This is a genomic window from Nocardioides lianchengensis, from assembly GCF_900101465.1.
Taxonomy (GTDB): Bacteria; Actinomycetota; Actinomycetes; order Propionibacteriales; family Nocardioidaceae; genus Nocardioides; species Nocardioides lianchengensis.
On sequence record NZ_FMZM01000006.1, the window covers coordinates 1 to 15,589 of the forward strand.

18 protein-coding genes are annotated in these 15,589 nt (G+C 73.2%); all 18 read left to right on the forward strand.

The genetic code is table 11. The annotated features are described in order from the left end of the window. Positions 1 to 866 (forward strand): AAA family ATPase (locus BLT76_RS11640; protein WP_483143637.1); only part of this gene is annotated, 866 nt, incomplete at its 5' end. 11 nt (positions 867 to 877) lie between these two features. Beyond that, a complete protein-coding gene (locus tag BLT76_RS11645) occupies positions 878 to 1,363 on the forward strand; it encodes a hypothetical protein (RefSeq protein WP_090855692.1) in 486 nt (161 codons plus the stop codon). Positions 1,364 to 1,415: 52 nt separating this feature from the next. Further along, positions 1,416 to 1,712, forward strand: a complete 297-nt coding sequence (locus BLT76_RS11650; RefSeq protein WP_090855695.1) for a DUF6167 family protein — start codon at positions 1,416 to 1,418, stop codon at positions 1,710 to 1,712. Then, positions 1,712 to 4,399 (forward strand): alanine--tRNA ligase, encoded by a 2,688-nt coding sequence (alaS, locus tag BLT76_RS11655; protein ID WP_090855698.1) that lies wholly within the window; start codon positions 1,712 to 1,714, stop codon positions 4,397 to 4,399. The genes BLT76_RS11650 and alaS overlap by 1 nt, the downstream gene beginning before the upstream one ends. A gap of 2 nt (positions 4,400 to 4,401) precedes the next feature. Further along, entirely contained in the window at positions 4,402 to 4,860 is a 459-nt protein-coding gene (gene ruvX, locus BLT76_RS11660; RefSeq protein ID WP_090855702.1) for a Holliday junction resolvase RuvX, read from the forward strand. After that, complete coding sequence (mltG, locus tag BLT76_RS11665; RefSeq protein WP_090855705.1) at positions 4,857 to 6,068, forward strand: endolytic transglycosylase MltG; 1,212 nt, start codon at positions 4,857 to 4,859, stop codon at positions 6,066 to 6,068. The genes ruvX and mltG overlap by 4 nt, the downstream gene beginning before the upstream one ends. An 85-nt stretch (positions 6,069 to 6,153) precedes the next feature. Then, a complete protein-coding gene (locus tag BLT76_RS11670; protein WP_139175498.1) occupies positions 6,154 to 6,531 on the forward strand; it encodes a hypothetical protein in 378 nt (125 codons plus the stop codon). A gap of 59 nt (positions 6,532 to 6,590) precedes the next feature. Then, positions 6,591 to 7,424 carry a shikimate dehydrogenase gene (locus BLT76_RS11675; RefSeq protein WP_090855711.1) on the forward strand — a complete coding sequence of 278 codons (834 nt, stop codon included), beginning with the start codon at positions 6,591 to 6,593 and terminating at the stop codon, positions 7,422 to 7,424. Further along, entirely contained in the window at positions 7,421 to 8,137 is a 717-nt protein-coding gene (locus BLT76_RS11680; RefSeq protein ID WP_090855714.1) for a prepilin peptidase, read from the forward strand. Before BLT76_RS11675 ends, BLT76_RS11680 begins: the two co-directional genes overlap by 4 nt. Positions 8,138 to 8,177: 40 nt before the next feature. Continuing rightward, positions 8,178 to 9,356: a chorismate synthase gene (aroC, locus tag BLT76_RS11685; RefSeq protein WP_090855718.1), complete on the forward strand. Its 1,179-nt coding sequence runs from the start codon at positions 8,178 to 8,180 to the stop codon at positions 9,354 to 9,356. After that, positions 9,353 to 9,865 carry a shikimate kinase gene (locus tag BLT76_RS11690; RefSeq protein ID WP_308632296.1) on the forward strand — a complete coding sequence of 171 codons (513 nt, stop codon included), beginning with the start codon at positions 9,353 to 9,355 and terminating at the stop codon, positions 9,863 to 9,865. The genes aroC and BLT76_RS11690 overlap by 4 nt, the downstream gene beginning before the upstream one ends. Further along, a complete protein-coding gene (gene aroB, locus BLT76_RS11695) occupies positions 9,862 to 10,971 on the forward strand; it encodes a 3-dehydroquinate synthase (RefSeq protein ID WP_090855721.1) in 1,110 nt (369 codons plus the stop codon). The genes BLT76_RS11690 and aroB overlap by 4 nt, the downstream gene beginning before the upstream one ends. Next, complete coding sequence (locus BLT76_RS11700) at positions 10,968 to 11,405, forward strand: type II 3-dehydroquinate dehydratase (RefSeq protein ID WP_090855724.1); 438 nt, start codon at positions 10,968 to 10,970, stop codon at positions 11,403 to 11,405. Before aroB ends, BLT76_RS11700 begins: the two co-directional genes overlap by 4 nt. A 62-nt stretch (positions 11,406 to 11,467) precedes the next feature. After that, positions 11,468 to 12,253: an SIMPL domain-containing protein gene (locus tag BLT76_RS11705; RefSeq protein ID WP_090855727.1), complete on the forward strand. Its 786-nt coding sequence runs from the start codon at positions 11,468 to 11,470 to the stop codon at positions 12,251 to 12,253. A gap of 113 nt (positions 12,254 to 12,366) precedes the next feature. Next, positions 12,367 to 12,930 (forward strand): elongation factor P, encoded by a 564-nt coding sequence (gene efp, locus BLT76_RS11710; RefSeq protein WP_090855731.1) that lies wholly within the window; start codon positions 12,367 to 12,369, stop codon positions 12,928 to 12,930. Then, positions 12,930 to 13,334 carry a transcription antitermination factor NusB gene (gene nusB / locus BLT76_RS11715; protein WP_090855734.1) on the forward strand — a complete coding sequence of 135 codons (405 nt, stop codon included), beginning with the start codon at positions 12,930 to 12,932 and terminating at the stop codon, positions 13,332 to 13,334. The genes efp and nusB overlap by 1 nt, the downstream gene beginning before the upstream one ends. 26 nt (positions 13,335 to 13,360) lie before the next feature. Then, a complete protein-coding gene (locus tag BLT76_RS11720; protein WP_244509373.1) occupies positions 13,361 to 14,182 on the forward strand; it encodes a DUF1206 domain-containing protein in 822 nt (273 codons plus the stop codon). A gap of 16 nt (positions 14,183 to 14,198) precedes the next feature. Then, a complete protein-coding gene (locus BLT76_RS11725; protein WP_090855736.1) occupies positions 14,199 to 15,560 on the forward strand; it encodes a dihydrolipoyl dehydrogenase family protein in 1,362 nt (453 codons plus the stop codon). Positions 15,561 to 15,589: the final 29 nt, after the last annotated feature.

The following is a 15,589-nucleotide window of genomic DNA, read 5'->3' on the forward strand; positions in this document are numbered from 1 at the left end:
TGATCTCGCCGCTGCTCTCGCGCAGCCTGCTGCTGCGGCTGGAGTCGCTGACCGACGACGACGTCCGGGCCGTGGTCGCCCAGGCGCTGGCCGACGAGCGCGGGCTCGGCGGGCGGTTCACCCTCGACGACGACGCGCTCGACCACCTGGTCCGGCTCGCCGGCGGCGACGCACGGCGCTCCCTGACCTACCTGGAGGCCGCGACGGGCGCCGCGACGTCGAAGGGCTCCACGACGGTCGATCTGGCGACCGCCGAGACGGCCGTCGACCAGGCCGCGGTGCGCTACGACCGCCAGGGCGACCAGCACTACGACGTCACCAGCGCGTTCATCAAGTCGGTGCGCGGCTCCGACGCCGACGCCGCGCTGCACTACCTGGCTCGGATGATGGAGGCGGGGGAGGACCCGCGGTTCATCGCGCGGCGGCTGATGATCCTGGCCAGCGAGGACATCGGCCTGGCCGACCCGACCGCGATCACCACCGCCGTCGCGGCCGCGCAGGTCGTGCAGATGATCGGCATGCCCGAGGCCTCGCTGACCCTGGCCCACGCCACCATCGCGCTCGCCGTGGCCCCCAAGTCCAATGCGGTCACGACCGCGATCGGCGCGGCGGTGGCCGACGTCAAGGCCGGCAAGATCGGCCCGGTGCCCTCCCACCTGCGCGACGCCCACTACGGCGGCGCCAAGAAGCTGGGCCACGGGAAGGGCTACCAGTACAGCCACGACGCGCCGTACGGCATCGCCGAGCAGCAGTACGCCCCGGACGTCGTCAAGGACGCCGCCTACTACCAGCCGACAGCCCTCGGCGCCGAGGCCGCGGTCAAGGAGCGATGGGAGCGGGTCCGGCGCCTGATCCGGGGACGATAGGCTCGACCGTCATGACGGACTGGATCGTGCTCGCGACCGCGGGGCTCCTGGCGCTGGTCGCGCTCGGGCTCGCCGCGGCGCTGCTGCGCGCCCGGTCCGCGAGCGCCCGCTCGCTGGCCGAGGCCCGGGCCGAGACGGCCGCGCTGCACGAGCGCCTCGACCGGCTCGAGCGCGAGCGCCGGGACCCGGTCCGCGACGAGCGGCCCGTGGTCATCACCCGCCTCGGCGAGGACGAGCCGACCGCGCCGCCGGTGCCGATGATCGAGGGCCGGCTCTTCGCCGACCTGGTGCTGCGCGAGAGCGTCGTGCAGGCCGCCTCCCTCGCCCACGGCGTACGACGGGCCCTGGCGCCCGAGACCCGCAACCGGGTCCGCTTCGAGATGCGTCGCGAGCTCAAACGCGCCCGCAAGCAGCGCAAGTCCGACCTGCGGGAGGCCAAGCGCCTGTGGGCCGACCACCAGCGAGCCTCCCTCGACGGAGAGGGCAGCGCCGCATGAACTCACCCCACAAGATCGCTCGCTCCGCTCCCGATCCCGCGGGGACCCCGAGGTGAACCGCGGCCTCTGGTTCGTCGCCGGGGCCGGGGCCGGGGTCTACGCGATGATCCGCGGGCGCCGGGCCGCCGAGCTCCTCACCGCCGAGGGTCTGCAGGACCGCTGGCAGGCGGTCACCCACGGCGCCCGGCTGCTCCGCGACGAGGTCGCCCAGGGCAAGGCGGAGGCCGAGGTCGACCTGCGGGCCCGCCTGGGTCTCGTCCCCAGCAGCACCCCGGAGCTCGAGGCTCCGACCACCACGTTCACCGAGATCAGCAGCCCCCGAGACACCGAGCAGGAAGGCACCCACTGATGGACACCGCGGAGATCCGACGGAGGTTCGTCGCTCACTTCGAGCGCGCCGGCCACACCCCCGTGCCGTCCGCGTCGCTGCTGCTCGACGACCCGAACCTGCTGTTCGTCAACGCCGGCATGGTGCCGTTCAAGCCGTACTTCCTCGGCCAGGAGACCCCGCCGTACGACCGGGCGACCAGCGTGCAGAAGTGCGTGCGGACCCCGGACATCGAGGACGTCGGCAAGACCACCCGGCACGGCACGTTCTTCGAGATGTGCGGCAACTTCTCCTTCGGCGACTACTTCAAGGAAGGCGCCATCGAGCTGGCCTGGGACCTGGTTACCAAGCCGCTCGCCGACGGTGGCTGGGGCCTGGAGGAGGGCCGGCTCTACCCGAGCGTCTACCAGGACGACCCGGAGGCCGTGGAGCTGTGGAAGAAGGTCACCGGGCTGCCCGACGACCGGATCATCCGGCTCGGCAAGTCCGAGAACTACTGGTCCATGGGCGTGCCCGGTCCGGGCGGGCCGTGCTCGGAGATCCTTTACGACCGCGGCCCGGCGTACGGCGCCGACGGCGACTTCGGCGCCGAGGACCGGTACCTGGAGATCTGGAACCTGGTCTTCATGCAGGACGAGCTCAGCGCGGTGCGGTCCAAGGAGGACTTCGACATCGCGGGCTCGCTGCCGAAGCGGAACATCGACACCGGCATGGGCCTCGAGCGGGTCGCCTTCCTGCTCCAGGACAAGGCCAACATGTACGAGATCGACGTGATGTTCCCGGTCATCGAGAAGGCGATGGCCCTCACCGGCAAGACGTACGGCGCGAACCCCGAGGACGACGTCCGCTTCCGGGTGGTGGCCGACCACGTCCGCAGCTCGATGATGCTCATCGGCGACGGCGTGACCCCCGGCAACGAGGCCCGCGGCTACGTGCTGCGCCGGCTCCTGCGGCGCGCCGTACGCTCCATGCGCCTGCTCGGGTACGGCGACCCCGCGCTGCCCGAGCTGATGCCGATCAGCCGCGACAAGATGAGCGAGACCTACACCGACCTCCAGCACGACTGGGAGCGGATCTCGCGGGTGGCGTATGCGGAGGAGGAGACGTTCCGCAAGACCCTCCAGGCCGGCACCCAGATCTTCGACCTGGCCGCGACCGACGTGAAGAAGGCGGGCGCGACCCGGCTGTCGGGCGAGAAGGCGTTCGCGCTGCACGACACCTACGGCTTCCCGATCGACCTGACGCTCGAGATGGCCTCCGAGGCCGGGCTCAGCGTCGACGAGGACGGCTTCCGCTCGCTGATGGCCGAGCAGCGGCAGCGGGCCAAGGACGACGCGCGGTCCAAGCGCGGCCAGCACGCCGACACCGGCGTCTACCGCGGGATCCTCGACGCCCACGGCCCCACCGAGTGGCTCGCCTACGAGACGCTGCAGACCGAGTCCCGCCCGCTCGCGCTGCTGCAGGGCGGCGCCGTGGTGCCCGTGCTGGGCAACGGCGAGGTCGGCGAGCTGGTCCTCGACCGGACGCCGTTCTACGCCGAGTCCGGCGGCCAGGCCGCCGACGCGGGCGTCATCGAGTTCGACGGCGGTCGGCTCGAGGTCCTCGACGTGCAGCGGCCGATCAAGGGCCTGGTCGTGCACCAGGTCCGGGTCGTCGACGGCGAGTTCGCCCCCGGCTCCGAGCTCCAGGCCCAGGTCGACCCGGAGTGGCGCACCGGCGCCCGCCAGGCGCACTCCGGCACCCACGTCGTGCACGCCGCGCTGCGCGAGGTGCTCGGCCCCTCGGCCCTGCAGTCCGGCTCCTACAACCGGCCCGGCTACCTCCGCCTCGACTTCGGCTGGACCACCGGCCTGAGTCCCGAGCAGGTCGCCGACATCGAGCTGGTCTCCAACAACGCGCTGCGCGCCGACCTCCCGGTCGGCTGGCAGTACATGACGCTGCCCGAGGCCAAGGACTGGGGCGCGGTCGCCCTCTTCGGCGAGACGTACGACGACTCGAAGGTCCGCGTCGTCGAGATCGGCGGCCCATGGTCGCGCGAGCTCTGCGGCGGCACGCACGTCGACCACTCCTCCCAGATCGGCACCATCGTCGTGACGGGGGAGTCCTCGGTCGGCTCCGGCAACCGGCGCATCGAGGCCTTCACCGGCGTCGAGGGCTTCCGCTACCTGGCGCGCGAGCGCGATGTCGTCGGCCAGCTCACCAGCCTGCTGAAGACCCAGCCGGACGACCTGGTCGGCCGGGTCGGCGACCTGGTCGAGCGGCTGCGCTCGGCCGAGAAGGAGATCGAGAAGGCCCGGCTCTCGCAGCTGCTGGCCGGCGGTGGCCAGCTGGCCGCCGGCGCGACGGTGGTGGGCGGCGTGCACGTCGTGGCCCACCGGGTCGACGGGGCGGGCGGCGGCGACGTCCGCACCCTGGCCATGGACGTCCGCTCCAAGCTCCCGGCGGGCGCTCCCGGCGTCGTCGTGGTGATCGGTGCGGCCGACGGCAAGGTGTCGGTCGTCGCGGCCACGACCGAGTCGGCCCGCACGCTCGGCCTCAGCGCCAACGACCTGGTCCGCGCGGTCGGCCCGTTCGTCGGTGGCAAGGGCGGCGGCAAGGACGACGTGGCCCAGGGCGGTGGCACCGACGCCTCGCGGATCGACGAGGCGCTGGCGGCGGTGCACGCCGCGGTCGCCGCCACGACCCAGTCCTCTCCCGGGCAGGCCTGAGCTTGCGGCCCGGCGTACGGCTCGGCATCGATCCGGGGGATGCCCGGATCGGGGTGGCGCGCAGCGACCCCACGGGGTTCCTCGCGACGCCCGTCGAGACCGTACGCCGAGGCCGCGGCGACCTGGGCCGGATCGCGGCGATCGTGACCGAGCACGAGGCCGTGGAGGTGGTCCTCGGGCTGCCCCGGTCGCTGTCGGGGCGCGAGGGCCCGGCGGCGGCGAAGACCCGCGAGTTCGCCGTACGGCTCTCCCGTTCGGTCGCCCCGGTGCCGGTGCGCCTGGTCGACGAGCGGCTGACCACCGTGTCGGCGGAGGCTATGCTGCGCGACCGAGGCCGCAAGGGGACAGCGCGGCGGGCCGTGGTCGACCAGGCCGCGGCGGTGCTGATCCTTCAGCACGCACTGGACACCGAACGCGCGACCGGGACCGCGCCGGGTGAGATCGTCGAGGAGACGAGATGAGCGAGCACCACCCCGAGCCGGACCTGCACGACGACTCGGGCCTGCTGCCCCGCGTCGACGAGCACGACGAGGCCCCGACGTACGTCGCCGGCGGTGCCCGCCGCGCGCGCAAGAAGCGCGGCCGCGGCGCCTCCGGCTGCCTGGCCGTGCTGGTCGCCCTCGGCGTCGTCGCCGGCCTGCTCTACTTCGGCGTCACCGCCGGGCTCGACAAGATCAAGGAGCAGTTCGCCGACCCGGAGGACTACCCCGGTCCGGGCACCGGCAGCGTGACCTTCGAGGTCGCCTCGGGCGACAACGGCTCGGCCATCTGCCGCAACCTCGAGTCCGAGGGCGTCGTGGCGTCGGTCGACGCCTGCGTCAGCGCGGTGAACGGCAACCCCGAGTCGGGCAGCATCCAGGTCGGCTTCTACGAGCTGCAGCAGGAGATGGCCTCGGCCGACGCCGTCGCCCGGCTGGTCGACCCGGCCAACCTGCTCACGTCCCGGGTGACCGTCCGCGAGGGTCTCCGGTTGACCGAGATCGTCGATGCGCTCGCCGAGGGCACGGAGTTCCCGGCCCGCGCCTACCAGCGAGCGTTGCGGAACCCGGCCGCACTGGGTCTGCCGGAGGAGGCCGGCGGCAACGCCGAGGGCTACCTCTTCCCCGCCACCTACGACATCGGGCCCGACGACAAGCCCGTCGACATCCTCAAGCGCATGGTCGACCGCTGGAAGCAGGCGGCCGAGGACGCCGACCTGCAGGGTGCCGCCGAGCGGCTCGGCTACACGACCCACGAGCTGATGACGATCGCCAGCCTGATCGAGGCCGAGGGGCGCGGCGACGACATGCCGAAGATCTCGAGGGTGATCTACAACCGCCTCGAGGGACCCGGCGACAAGGGCGGGACCAACGGCAAGCTGCAGATCGACGCGACCGTCGCCTACGGCCTCGGCCTCTCGCCGGGCTCCACCGAGCTGACGCGGGAGCAGCTCGACACCCCCACGCCGTACAACACCCGGCTGAACGTCGTCGGTCTGCCCCCGGGCCCGATCGAGGCCCCCGGCGACGCGGCGATCAAGGCTGCGGTCGAGCCTGCTGACGGGCCCTGGTACTACTACGTGACCGTCGATCTGGCCACCGGTGAGACCCGGTTCTACGAGGACTACGACGGCTTCCTCGACGGACAGGCGCAGTACAAGGAGTACTGCGAGACCTCGGACCGGTGCTGACGGACTGATCCGCCCCGGGTCGAGCCTTGACGACGACCCGGACGGGCTCGATGCTGTGTGCTCCATCACACTCTCGGGAGCACTCATGCGAGCACTTCGACCCCTGGCCGTGCTGTCGGCGACGGCAGCCGTCATCGCCCTCGGCATCGGTCCCGCCGCGGCCAACGACATCCAGTTCAGCTTCCACGGCGCGAGCGCGCGCTACACGGACGCGACCGACACGCTCTGCGCCAAGGCGGTCAATGACACCGGCGCAGGTCTCGAGGACTACGCGTACGCCCTCATCCAGAACGCGAGCGGAGGCACCGTCGCGAGCAGCCCGTTCGCCAGTCAGGGACAGGGCTGGCGCTGCACGGGGAACCTCTCGATCCCCGAGGACCGGCTTTACACCCTGGTGCTCTTCGACTGCACCCGGATCCCGGGCACCGATTGCGGGGGGACCACGCGCCAGTTCTACAGTTGAGCCTCGTGAACCGGCTCGCTGATGGCCGCCGGTGAGGTCGGACTGAGGGGTTTCGTCAGGTGGGTGGCACTGCGGATCTCCGTCGTTGCGCCGTGCTGGGGGACCCGATCGCCCACTCGCTCTCGCCCGCCCTGCACCGGGCCGGGTACGCCGCCGCCGGCCTCCCGGACTGGTCGTACGACGCGGTCCGGGTGCCGGCGGGTGGCGTCCGGTCCTTCGTCGAGGGGCTGGAGGCGGAGTGGCGCGGCCTCTCCGTCACGGCGCCGCTGAAGCGCGAGCTGCTCGCCGTCGCCACCGAGGTCACCGAGCGCGCGCGCCTCGTCGGTGCGGCCAACACCCTGGTCCTTGGCCCCGGGGGCCGGCTGGCCGACAACACCGACCTGCCGGGCGCGGTCGCCGCGATCCGCGAGCGGTACGACGGACCAGTCACCGCCGCCACCCTGCTCGGGGCCGGCGCGACCGCCGCCTCGACCGGCCTGGCCCTGGTCGAGCTGGGGGCGCGCAGCGTCACCGTGCTCGCGCGCTCCGCCGAGCGCGCGGCCGAGACCGCGTCCGTGATCGCCGCCCACCCCACGGCTCCCCGGGTCGTGATCGGGTCGCTGGCCACCGACCCGGCGGTCGGGGAGGTGGTCGTCTCGACCGTGCCGGCCGACGCCCAGACCGACGAGCTTGTCGCCCGCTGCGGGGACGCGGCCGTCCTGTTCGAGGCGCTCTACGACCCGTGGCCCACCCCGCTCGCGGCGTCCGCCGACGGACGCCCGCTGGTGGGCGGACTGGACCTGCTGGTCCACCAGGCCGCGCTCCAGTTCGCGCTCTTCACCGACGGCCCGGCCCCGCTCGCGGCGATGCGCCTCGCCGGCGAGGTGGCGCTCGCGGAGCGGTCGGTCCGGTGACCCCGGAGGGCGCGGCGGCGGTCGCCACGCTCGTCGGCGCCGTCCTCGGTGCCCTGGTGCCGACCCTGGTCGAGCGGATCCCCGAGCCCGCCGAGGAGCGGCACCCCGACGACGGCGCCAAGGTCCCGTACGCCGTCGTCGCGGCCCGGCCGGGCCTGGCCCTGCAGACCACGGTGCTCGGCGGCCTCGCCGGCGGCCTGGTCGGCTACTCGGTCGGCTGGGACCGGGCCCTGGTCGGCCTGCTCCCGCTCGTGCCCGTCTGCCTCGCGCTGGCCCTGGTCGACCTGCGCACCCGGCTGCTGCCGCGCGTCGTCGTCCTCCCGGCGACCGGGGCACTGATCGTCCTGGCCGGGCTGGACGCAGTCCTCACCGGTCAGCACGACGACCTGGTCCGGGCGGCGATCGGGCTGCTCGTGGCCCGGTCGTTCTACTGGGTGCTGTGGTACGCCCACTCCGCCGGCATGGGCTTCGGCGACGTCCGGCTGGCCGCGCTGCTGGGCTTCCCGCTGGCCTGGCTGGGCTGGCAGGAGTTCGCGCTCGGCATGTACAGCGGCTTCCTGGTCTTCGCGCTGCCCGGCCTGCTGCTGGCGATCGTGCGGTGGGACCGGGGGATGCTGCGGGCGCCGTACCCCTTCGGTCCGGCGATGATCGTCGGCGCCCTGCTCGGCGTGGTGCTGGGCCCCACCCTGCTGGCCGGTCTCGCCCTCCAGTAGCCGGGTCGGGACGCCGTCACCGGCGTGAAACACTGGCCCCATGCTGCGTTGGCTCACTGCGGGCGAGTCCCACGGCCCGTCCCTGGTCGCGATCCTCGAGGGGCTCCCCGCCCATGTCCGGGTGACGAGCGACGACATCCGGGAGTCCCTGGCCCGCCGGCGGCTCGGCTACGGCCGGGGCGCGCGGATGAAGTTCGAGCAGGACGAGGTCACCATCACCGGTGGCGTCCGGCACGGCGTGACCCAGGGCGGTCCGGTGGCCATCCAGGTCGGCAACACCGAGTGGCCCAAGTGGGAGACCGTGATGTCGGCCGACCCGGTCGACCCGTCCCTACTGAAGACGACCGGCCGCAACGCCGCCCTCACCCGGCCCCGCCCCGGTCACGCCGACCTCGCCGGCATGCAGAAGTACGACTTCGAGGAGGCCCGCCCGATCCTGGAGCGCGCCTCGGCCCGCGAGACCGCCGCCCGGGTGGCGCTGGGCCGGGTCGCGAGCAACTTCCTCGAGCAGGCCGTCGGTGCCCGGATCGTGTCCCACGTGATCGAGCTCGGGGGCGTGCGGGCACCCGCCGGACTGATCCCCGGGGCCGACGACGTCGCGCGCCTCGATGAGGACCCGGTGCGCTGCCTCGACGCCGACACCAGCAAGCAGATGGTCGAGCGCATCGACCGGGCCCACGACGACGGCGACACCCTCGGCGGCGTCGTCGAGGTGGTCGTCCACGGCCCGCCGCCGGGCCTGGGCTCCCACGTGCACTGGGACCGCCGCCTCGACTCGCGGCTCGCGGGCGCGCTGATGGGCATCCAGGCGATCAAGGGCGTCGAGGTCGGCGACGGCTTCGAGCTCGCGGCTACCCCCGGCTCGCTCGCCCACGACGAGATCGTGATGAAGGACGGCGCCATCCGCCGACTCAGCGACCGCTCCGGCGGCACTGAGGGCGGGATGACCACCGGCGAGGTGCTGCGGGTCCGGGCCGCGATGAAGCCGATCGCCACCGTCCCGCGGGCGCTGCGCACCGTCGACGTCTCGACCGGTGAGGAGGCGGTGGCCCACCACCAGCGCTCCGACGTCTGCGCGGTCCCGGCCGCCGGCATCGTCGCCGAGGCGATGGTCGCGCTGGTCCTCGCCGACGCCGTCACCGAGAAGTTCGGCGGCGACTCGGTGCAGGAGACCCGGCGCAACGCCGCGTCGTACCTCGAGAACCTCCGCTACTCGTGACCCACCCCGTGAGCCCGCGCGTCGTCCTGGTGGGCGCCATGGGCGCCGGCAAGACCACGGTGGCCGAGCTGCTCGCGACGTCCTGGGGCGTCGCGGCCCGCGACACCGACCACGACGTCGAGGCCGCGGCCGGCAAGCCGATCAGCGAGATCTTCGTCGACGACGGCGAGCAGCACTTCCGTGCTCTCGAGCGCGCCGCCGTCGCGACCGCGCTGGCCGAGCACGACGGCGTGCTCGCCCTCGGCGGGGGAGCGGTCCTGGCCGAGGAGACCCGGACCCTGCTGGCCGACCACGCGGTCGTGTTCCTGCGGGTCGGGCTCTCCGACGCGGTCAAGCGGGTCGGCCTGGGCGTCGGCCGGCCGCTGCTGCTCGGCAACGTCCGCTCCCGGATCAAGACGCTGCTCGACGAGCGCACCGCGGTCTACGAGGAGGTCGCGACCCACGTCGTCGACACCGACGGGCGCACCCCGGCGGAGGTCGCGGCCGAGATCGAGGAGCTGCTCCGATGAACCACCCCGCGGGCGACACCACGCTGCACGTCGGCGGCGCGTCGCCGTACGACGTCGTGGTCGGTCACGACCTGGCCGGCCGGCTGCCCGGGATCCTCGGCTCCGGCACCCAGCGGGTGGCCGTGATCTGCCCCGACGACCTCGAGGCCGTGGTCGCGCCGGTGCTGGCCGCGCTCGAGCCGTCGTACGACGTGCTGGTGCTCCGGCTGCCCGAGGGCGAGGGCGCCAAGACCGCCGCGGTCGCCGCCGCCTGCTGGGACGAGCTCGGCGCCGCCGGGTTCACCCGCTCCGACGCCGTCGTGACCGTGGGCGGGGGAGCGACGACCGACCTGGGCGGGTTCGTCGCCGCCACCTGGCTGCGCGGCGTGCGGGTCGTGCACGTCCCGACCACCCTGCTCGGCATGGTCGACGCCGCCGTGGGCGGCAAGACCGGCATCAACACCGGCGCCGGCAAGAACCTGGTCGGCTCCTTCCACGAGCCCGCCGGGGTGCTCTGCGACCTCGCGCTGCTGGAGACGCTCCCGCGCGCGGAGCTGGTCGCGGGCCTCGGCGAGGTCGTCAAGTGCGGCTTCATCGCCGACCGGCGGATCCTGGAGCTGGTCGAGGAGACCGACCCCGACACCCTGGTCGCCGGCTCACCCGTGCTGCGTGAGCTGGTCGAGCGGGCCGTGCGGGTCAAGGTCGACGTGGTGGTGGGGGACCTGAAGGAGACCGGTGGGGCCGACGGTCACCCCGGGCGCGAGGTCCTCAACTACGGCCACACCATGGCGCACGCCATCGAGCGGGCCGAGGCTTACTCCATGCGGCACGGCGACGCCGTCGCCCTCGGGTGCGTCTACGTCGCTGAGCTGGCCCGCCGTACCGGTCACCTGAGCGACGCCGAGGCCGACCGGCACCGCAGCACGCTGGCCCGCGTCGGCCTGCCCACGTCGTACGACGGCGCGTCGTTCGAGGACCTGCTCGCGGCGATGCGGGTCGACAAGAAGTCCCGCGGCTCGCAGCTGCGGTTCGTGGTCCTCGACGGCCTCGGCCGTCCGACCGTGCTCGCGGGTCCCGACGAGGCCGACCTGCGAGCGGCGTACGACGTGCTGAGGGGTGTGGCGTGAAGGTCCTGGTGCTCAACGGTCCCAACCTGGGGCGGCTCGGCCGCCGTCAGCCGGAGATCTACGGCAGCACGACGCACGCCGAGCTCGCCGACCTCTGTGTGGGCTGGGGACGCGACCTCGGCCTGGACGTCGAGGTCCGCCAGACCAACCACGAGGGCGTGATGATCGACTGGCTCAACGGCGCCGCCGACGACGGCGACGCGGTGGTGCTCAACGCCGCTGCATGGACGCACTACTCGTACGCGATCTTCGACGCGTGCGCCCAGCTCACGGCCCCGCTGGTCGAGGTGCACATCTCCGACCCCCACCAGCGGCCCGAGGAGTTCCGGCACACGTCGGTCGTGACGCCGTACGCCGTCGAGGTGGTCGCCGGACACGGCATCGACGGCTACCGACGCGCGCTCGCGATCGTCGCCGGGGGAACCCCCGCCTGAGCGCCGCCGTCCGACCTCGCGACCGACCGGCACAGGTCGGCACGAGCGAGGATGGTACGGCGATGGGCACGAACGTCACGGTGAGCCTGAAGGCACTGCTGCTGGCCGGGTTGGTGGTGATCGCGCTCGCGGTGGCCTACCTCGTGGGCGACTCCCGGGGGACCCCGGCCGAGGCTGCGTCCGGCGGGGGAGAGACGGGCTCGTCGGCGAAGCGGAGCGTGACGGTGGGCGGCACCGGCGAGGTGACCGCGGTGCCCGACCAGCTCGGGTTCTCCCTGGAGGTGCGGATCATCCGTCCCGACCTGCAGGACTCGCTCGACGAGTCCGGCGCCGCGATGGACCGGGTGCTCGCCGAGCTCGCCGACCACGGGGTGACGGAGAAGGACGTGCGGACCACGGGGCTGTCGACCGAGCCCATCTACGACCGCTCGCGCAACGCCCCCACCACCCTGCGCGGCTACCGGGTCGTCCAGCGGGCCCAGGTGCTGGTGCCGAAGCTGGAGGACGGCGGCGCGGCCATCGCGGCGGCGGTGCGGAGCGGCGGGACCGCCGTCCGCGTCGACGGCATCGCCCTGAGCGTGGCCGACCCGGAGGCGCTGCTGGCCGAGGCCCGGGAGGCCGCAGTCGACGAGGCGCGGGCCAAGGCCGAGGAGTACGCCGCCGCCGGCGGTCAGGAGCTGGGAGAGGTGCTGACCCTGCGCGAGGTCTCCCCGACGTACGCCGGGGAGGAGTCGTGGTCGGAGGCGAGCCTGTCGCGGTCGTACGCGTCCGACATGGCGCTGCCCATCCAGGCCGGCGAGCAGGAGCTGGCGGTCCAGGTCGAGGTGGTCTGGCGGCTCGCGGACTGACGCGGCGTCGGTTTCGTGCGGGGAGCGGCCGCGCCGGTAGACTCTCCGGCTGTTGCCCGCGCTCGGACGCAGGCGACCTCCCCGCTCACCGGACCGAAGGCTGACACGCGCGCATGGCAACGACGAACGACCTCAAGAACGGCATGGTTCTCAACATCGACGGCCAGCTCTGGGCCGTGGTGGAGTTCCAGCACGTCAAGCCCGGCAAGGGTCCGGCGTTCGTGCGCACCAAGCTCCGCAACGTCGAGTCGGGCAAGAACGTCGACAAGACCTTCAACGCCGGCACCAAGGTCGAGACCGCGACGGTCGACCGCCGCACCATGCAGTACCTCTACAACGACGGCACGTCCTTCGTGTTCATGGACACCGCGACCTACGAGCAGCTCGAAGTCGCCCCCGAGGTCCTCGGCGACGGCGCGAACTTCCTCCTGGAGAACCAGGAGGCCATCGTGGCCACCAACGAGGGTCGCGTCCTGTTCGTCGAGCTCCCGGCCTCGGTCGAGCTCGTCATCACCTTCACCGAGCCCGGCCTGGCCGGCGACTCCGCCACCGGCCGCACCAAGCCGGCCACCCTCGAGACCGGCCACGAGATCCAGGTGCCGCTCTTCGTCAACCAGGGCGAGAAGGTCAAGGTCGACACCCGCGACTCCTCCTACATGGGGCGCGTGAAGGCGTAGTGGCCGCTCGCTCCAAGGCCCGCAAGCGGGCGCTGGACATCCTCTTCGCCTCCGACCTGCGGGGCGAGTCGGCGGTCGACGCGCTCGAGCGCGCGATCGCCGACGACGAGGGTCCGACCAACGACTACACCGCGGTGCTGGTCCGCGGCGTCGTCGAGCACCAGGCGCGGCTCGACGAGCTGCTGACGTCGTACGCCGAGGGCTGGACTCTGGCCCGGATGCCCGCGGTCGACCGCAACGTGCTGCGTCTGGGCCTGTGGGAGCTGCTGTACGCCGAGGACGTCCCCGACGCCGTCGCGGTCAGCGAGGCGATGGCCCTCGTGCGCGACCTCTCGACCGACGAGTCGCCGCAGTTCGTCAACGGCGTGCTCGGCAACCTACAGCGCAACAAGGCGTCTCTGTAGGTCCGGTTCGGGGTACCGCCCCGGGCATGGACATCGCGCAGCGCGCCGACCGCGCCGGTCGGCAGGCCAACTCCAGCGACGGGATGGACCTCGCGGTCCGGGCGGGGCTCGTCGCGTACGGCGTCGTCCACCTGCTCATCGGGTGGTTGGCCCTCCAGCTCGCCCTCGGCGACCGGGAGGGCTCACCGTCGAGCTCCGGTGCCCTGCAGCAGCTGGCCGAGCAGCCGTTCGGCAAGGTGCTGGTCTGGCTGGTCGCCGTCGGGCTCTTCCTGCTGGTGCTCTGGCGGGTCCTCGAGGCCGCGGTCGGCCACCAGGAGAAGGACGGCGCCGAGCGGGTCCGCAAGCAGGTCAGCTCGGCCGGCAAGGCGGTCCTGTACGGCGCCATCGGCGTCAGCGCGGTCAAGGTGGCCATGGGCTCCGGCTCCTCCGGCGGCTCCGGCACTGACTCGTGGACCGCGAAGCTGATGGACCTCCCGGCCGGCCAGGGCATCGTGGTCGTGGTCGGGCTCGCGATCATCGGCTACGGCGTCTACCAGATCGCCAAGGCCTGGACCGACAAGTTCGCGGAGGAGCTCGACCCGCAGGGCAAGAGCGGCCAGAGCGGGTCGGCGTACCTGCTCTTCGGCAAGGTCGGCTACGTCGCCAAGGGCGTCGCGGTCGGCATCGTCGGCGGGCTGTTCGTCTACGCCGGGCTCACCCACGAGGCGAAGAAGTCCGGTGGTCTCGACCAGGCGCTCTACAAGGTGCTCGACCAGCCGTTCGGCCCGTTCCTGCTCGGCGTGATCGCCATCGGCATCGGCTGCTTCGGGCTGTTCTGCTTCGCCCGGGCGCGGCACCTGTCGAGGTAGTCCTAGGCTGGCCACCATGAGCGAGCAGCAGGTCGACGTGGTGGTCATCGGACTCGGGCCCGGCGGGGAGTACGCCGCCCAGCAGCTCGCCGAGGCGGGGCTCTCGGTGGTCGGGGTCGAGAAGGCCCTGGTGGGCGGGGAGTGCCCGTTCTACGGCTGCATCCCGTCCAAGACGATCATCCGCGCCGCGGACGCGCTCGCCGAGGCGCGCCGCGCCGACACCCTGGCCGGCCAGGTCTCCGCGACGCCCGACTGGAGCGTGGTCGCCGAGCGGCTCGGCGAGCGGGCGACGAGTCACTGGCACGACGACTCCCACGTGAGCAGCCTCGAGGCCGCGGGCGTGACAGTCGTCCGCGGGCACGGGCGCCTCGACGGTCCGGGCCGCGTCACCGTCGACGGCACGACGTACGTCGCCGCCCGCGGGGTGGTCCTCAACGCCGGGACCGAGCCGGCCGTGCCTCCGATCGACGAGCTGGCGGGCACGCCGTACTGGACCAACCGCGACGCGGTCCGGCTCACCGAGCTGCCCGCCTCCCTCATCGTGGTCGGCGGCGGCCCGATCGGCCTCGAGCTGGCGCAGGCGTTCGCCCGCTTCGGCGTCCGGGTGACCCTCGTCGAGGGCGGCCCGCGCATCCTGGCGCCCGGCGAGCCGGAGGCCAGCGAGGTCCTGGCCGGGGTGCTCGCGGCCGAGGGGGTCGAGGTGCTGACCGGCGCGCAGGTCGCGCGGGTGGGCCACGACGGCACGTTCCACGTCGAGGTCGGCGGGCGCACGATCGACGCGGACGCGCTGCTGGTCGCGGCGGGCCGTCGTACCAACCTGTTCGACCTGGGTCTGGAGACGGTGGGACTGGACCCGGCCGCCCGCTTCGTCGAGGTCGACGACCGCCAGCGAGCCGGCGATCGGCTGTGGGCGATCGGCGACATCACCGGCAAGGGCCAGTTCACGCACGTGTCGATGTACCAGGGCGCGGTCGCGGTGCGCGATCTGCTCGGCCAGGACGGCCCGGCCGCCCAGTACCGCTCGCTCAGCTGGGTCACGTTCACCGACCCCGAGGCGGCCCAGGTCGGCCTCACCGAGCAGCAGGCCCGGGACGCCGGCATCCGGGTCGCGACCGGTCGCACCGCCATCCCCGACTCCAGTCGGGGCTGGCTCCACCAGCTCGGCAACGAGGGGCTGGTCAAGGTCGTCGCAGACGCCGACCGGGGGATCCTCGTCGGAGCCAGCGTCGTGAGCCCGGCGGGCGGCGAGGTCATCGGCCTGCTGGCCACCGCCGTGCACGCCGAGGTTCCGGTGGCGACCCTGAAGGGGATGCACTTCGCCTACCCGACCTTCCACCGCGCCATCGAGTCGGCGCTGGCGGACCTCGGCGACGTGTGAGTCCCTCGGGTTGAGGGAATGGGGGAGCG

Coding starts and splice junctions, on each gene's coding strand:
- BLT76_RS11645 (WP_090855692.1), top strand. CDS start 878: ATGACGGACTGGATCGTGCTCGCGACCGCGGGGCTCCTGGCGCTGGTC.
- alaS (WP_090855698.1), top strand. CDS start 1,712: ATGGACACCGCGGAGATCCGACGGAGGTTCGTCGCTCACTTCGAGCGC.
- mltG (WP_090855705.1), top strand. CDS start 4,857: ATGAGCGAGCACCACCCCGAGCCGGACCTGCACGACGACTCGGGCCTG.
- BLT76_RS11670 (WP_139175498.1), top strand. CDS start 6,154: ATGCGAGCACTTCGACCCCTGGCCGTGCTGTCGGCGACGGCAGCCGTC.
- aroC (WP_090855718.1), top strand. CDS start 8,178: ATGCTGCGTTGGCTCACTGCGGGCGAGTCCCACGGCCCGTCCCTGGTC.
- aroB (WP_090855721.1), top strand. CDS start 9,862: ATGAACCACCCCGCGGGCGACACCACGCTGCACGTCGGCGGCGCGTCG.
- BLT76_RS11705 (WP_090855727.1), top strand. CDS start 11,468: ATGGGCACGAACGTCACGGTGAGCCTGAAGGCACTGCTGCTGGCCGGG.
- efp (WP_090855731.1), top strand. CDS start 12,367: ATGGCAACGACGAACGACCTCAAGAACGGCATGGTTCTCAACATCGAC.
- BLT76_RS11720 (WP_244509373.1), top strand. CDS start 13,361: ATGGACATCGCGCAGCGCGCCGACCGCGCCGGTCGGCAGGCCAACTCC.
- BLT76_RS11725 (WP_090855736.1), top strand. CDS start 14,199: ATGAGCGAGCAGCAGGTCGACGTGGTGGTCATCGGACTCGGGCCCGGC.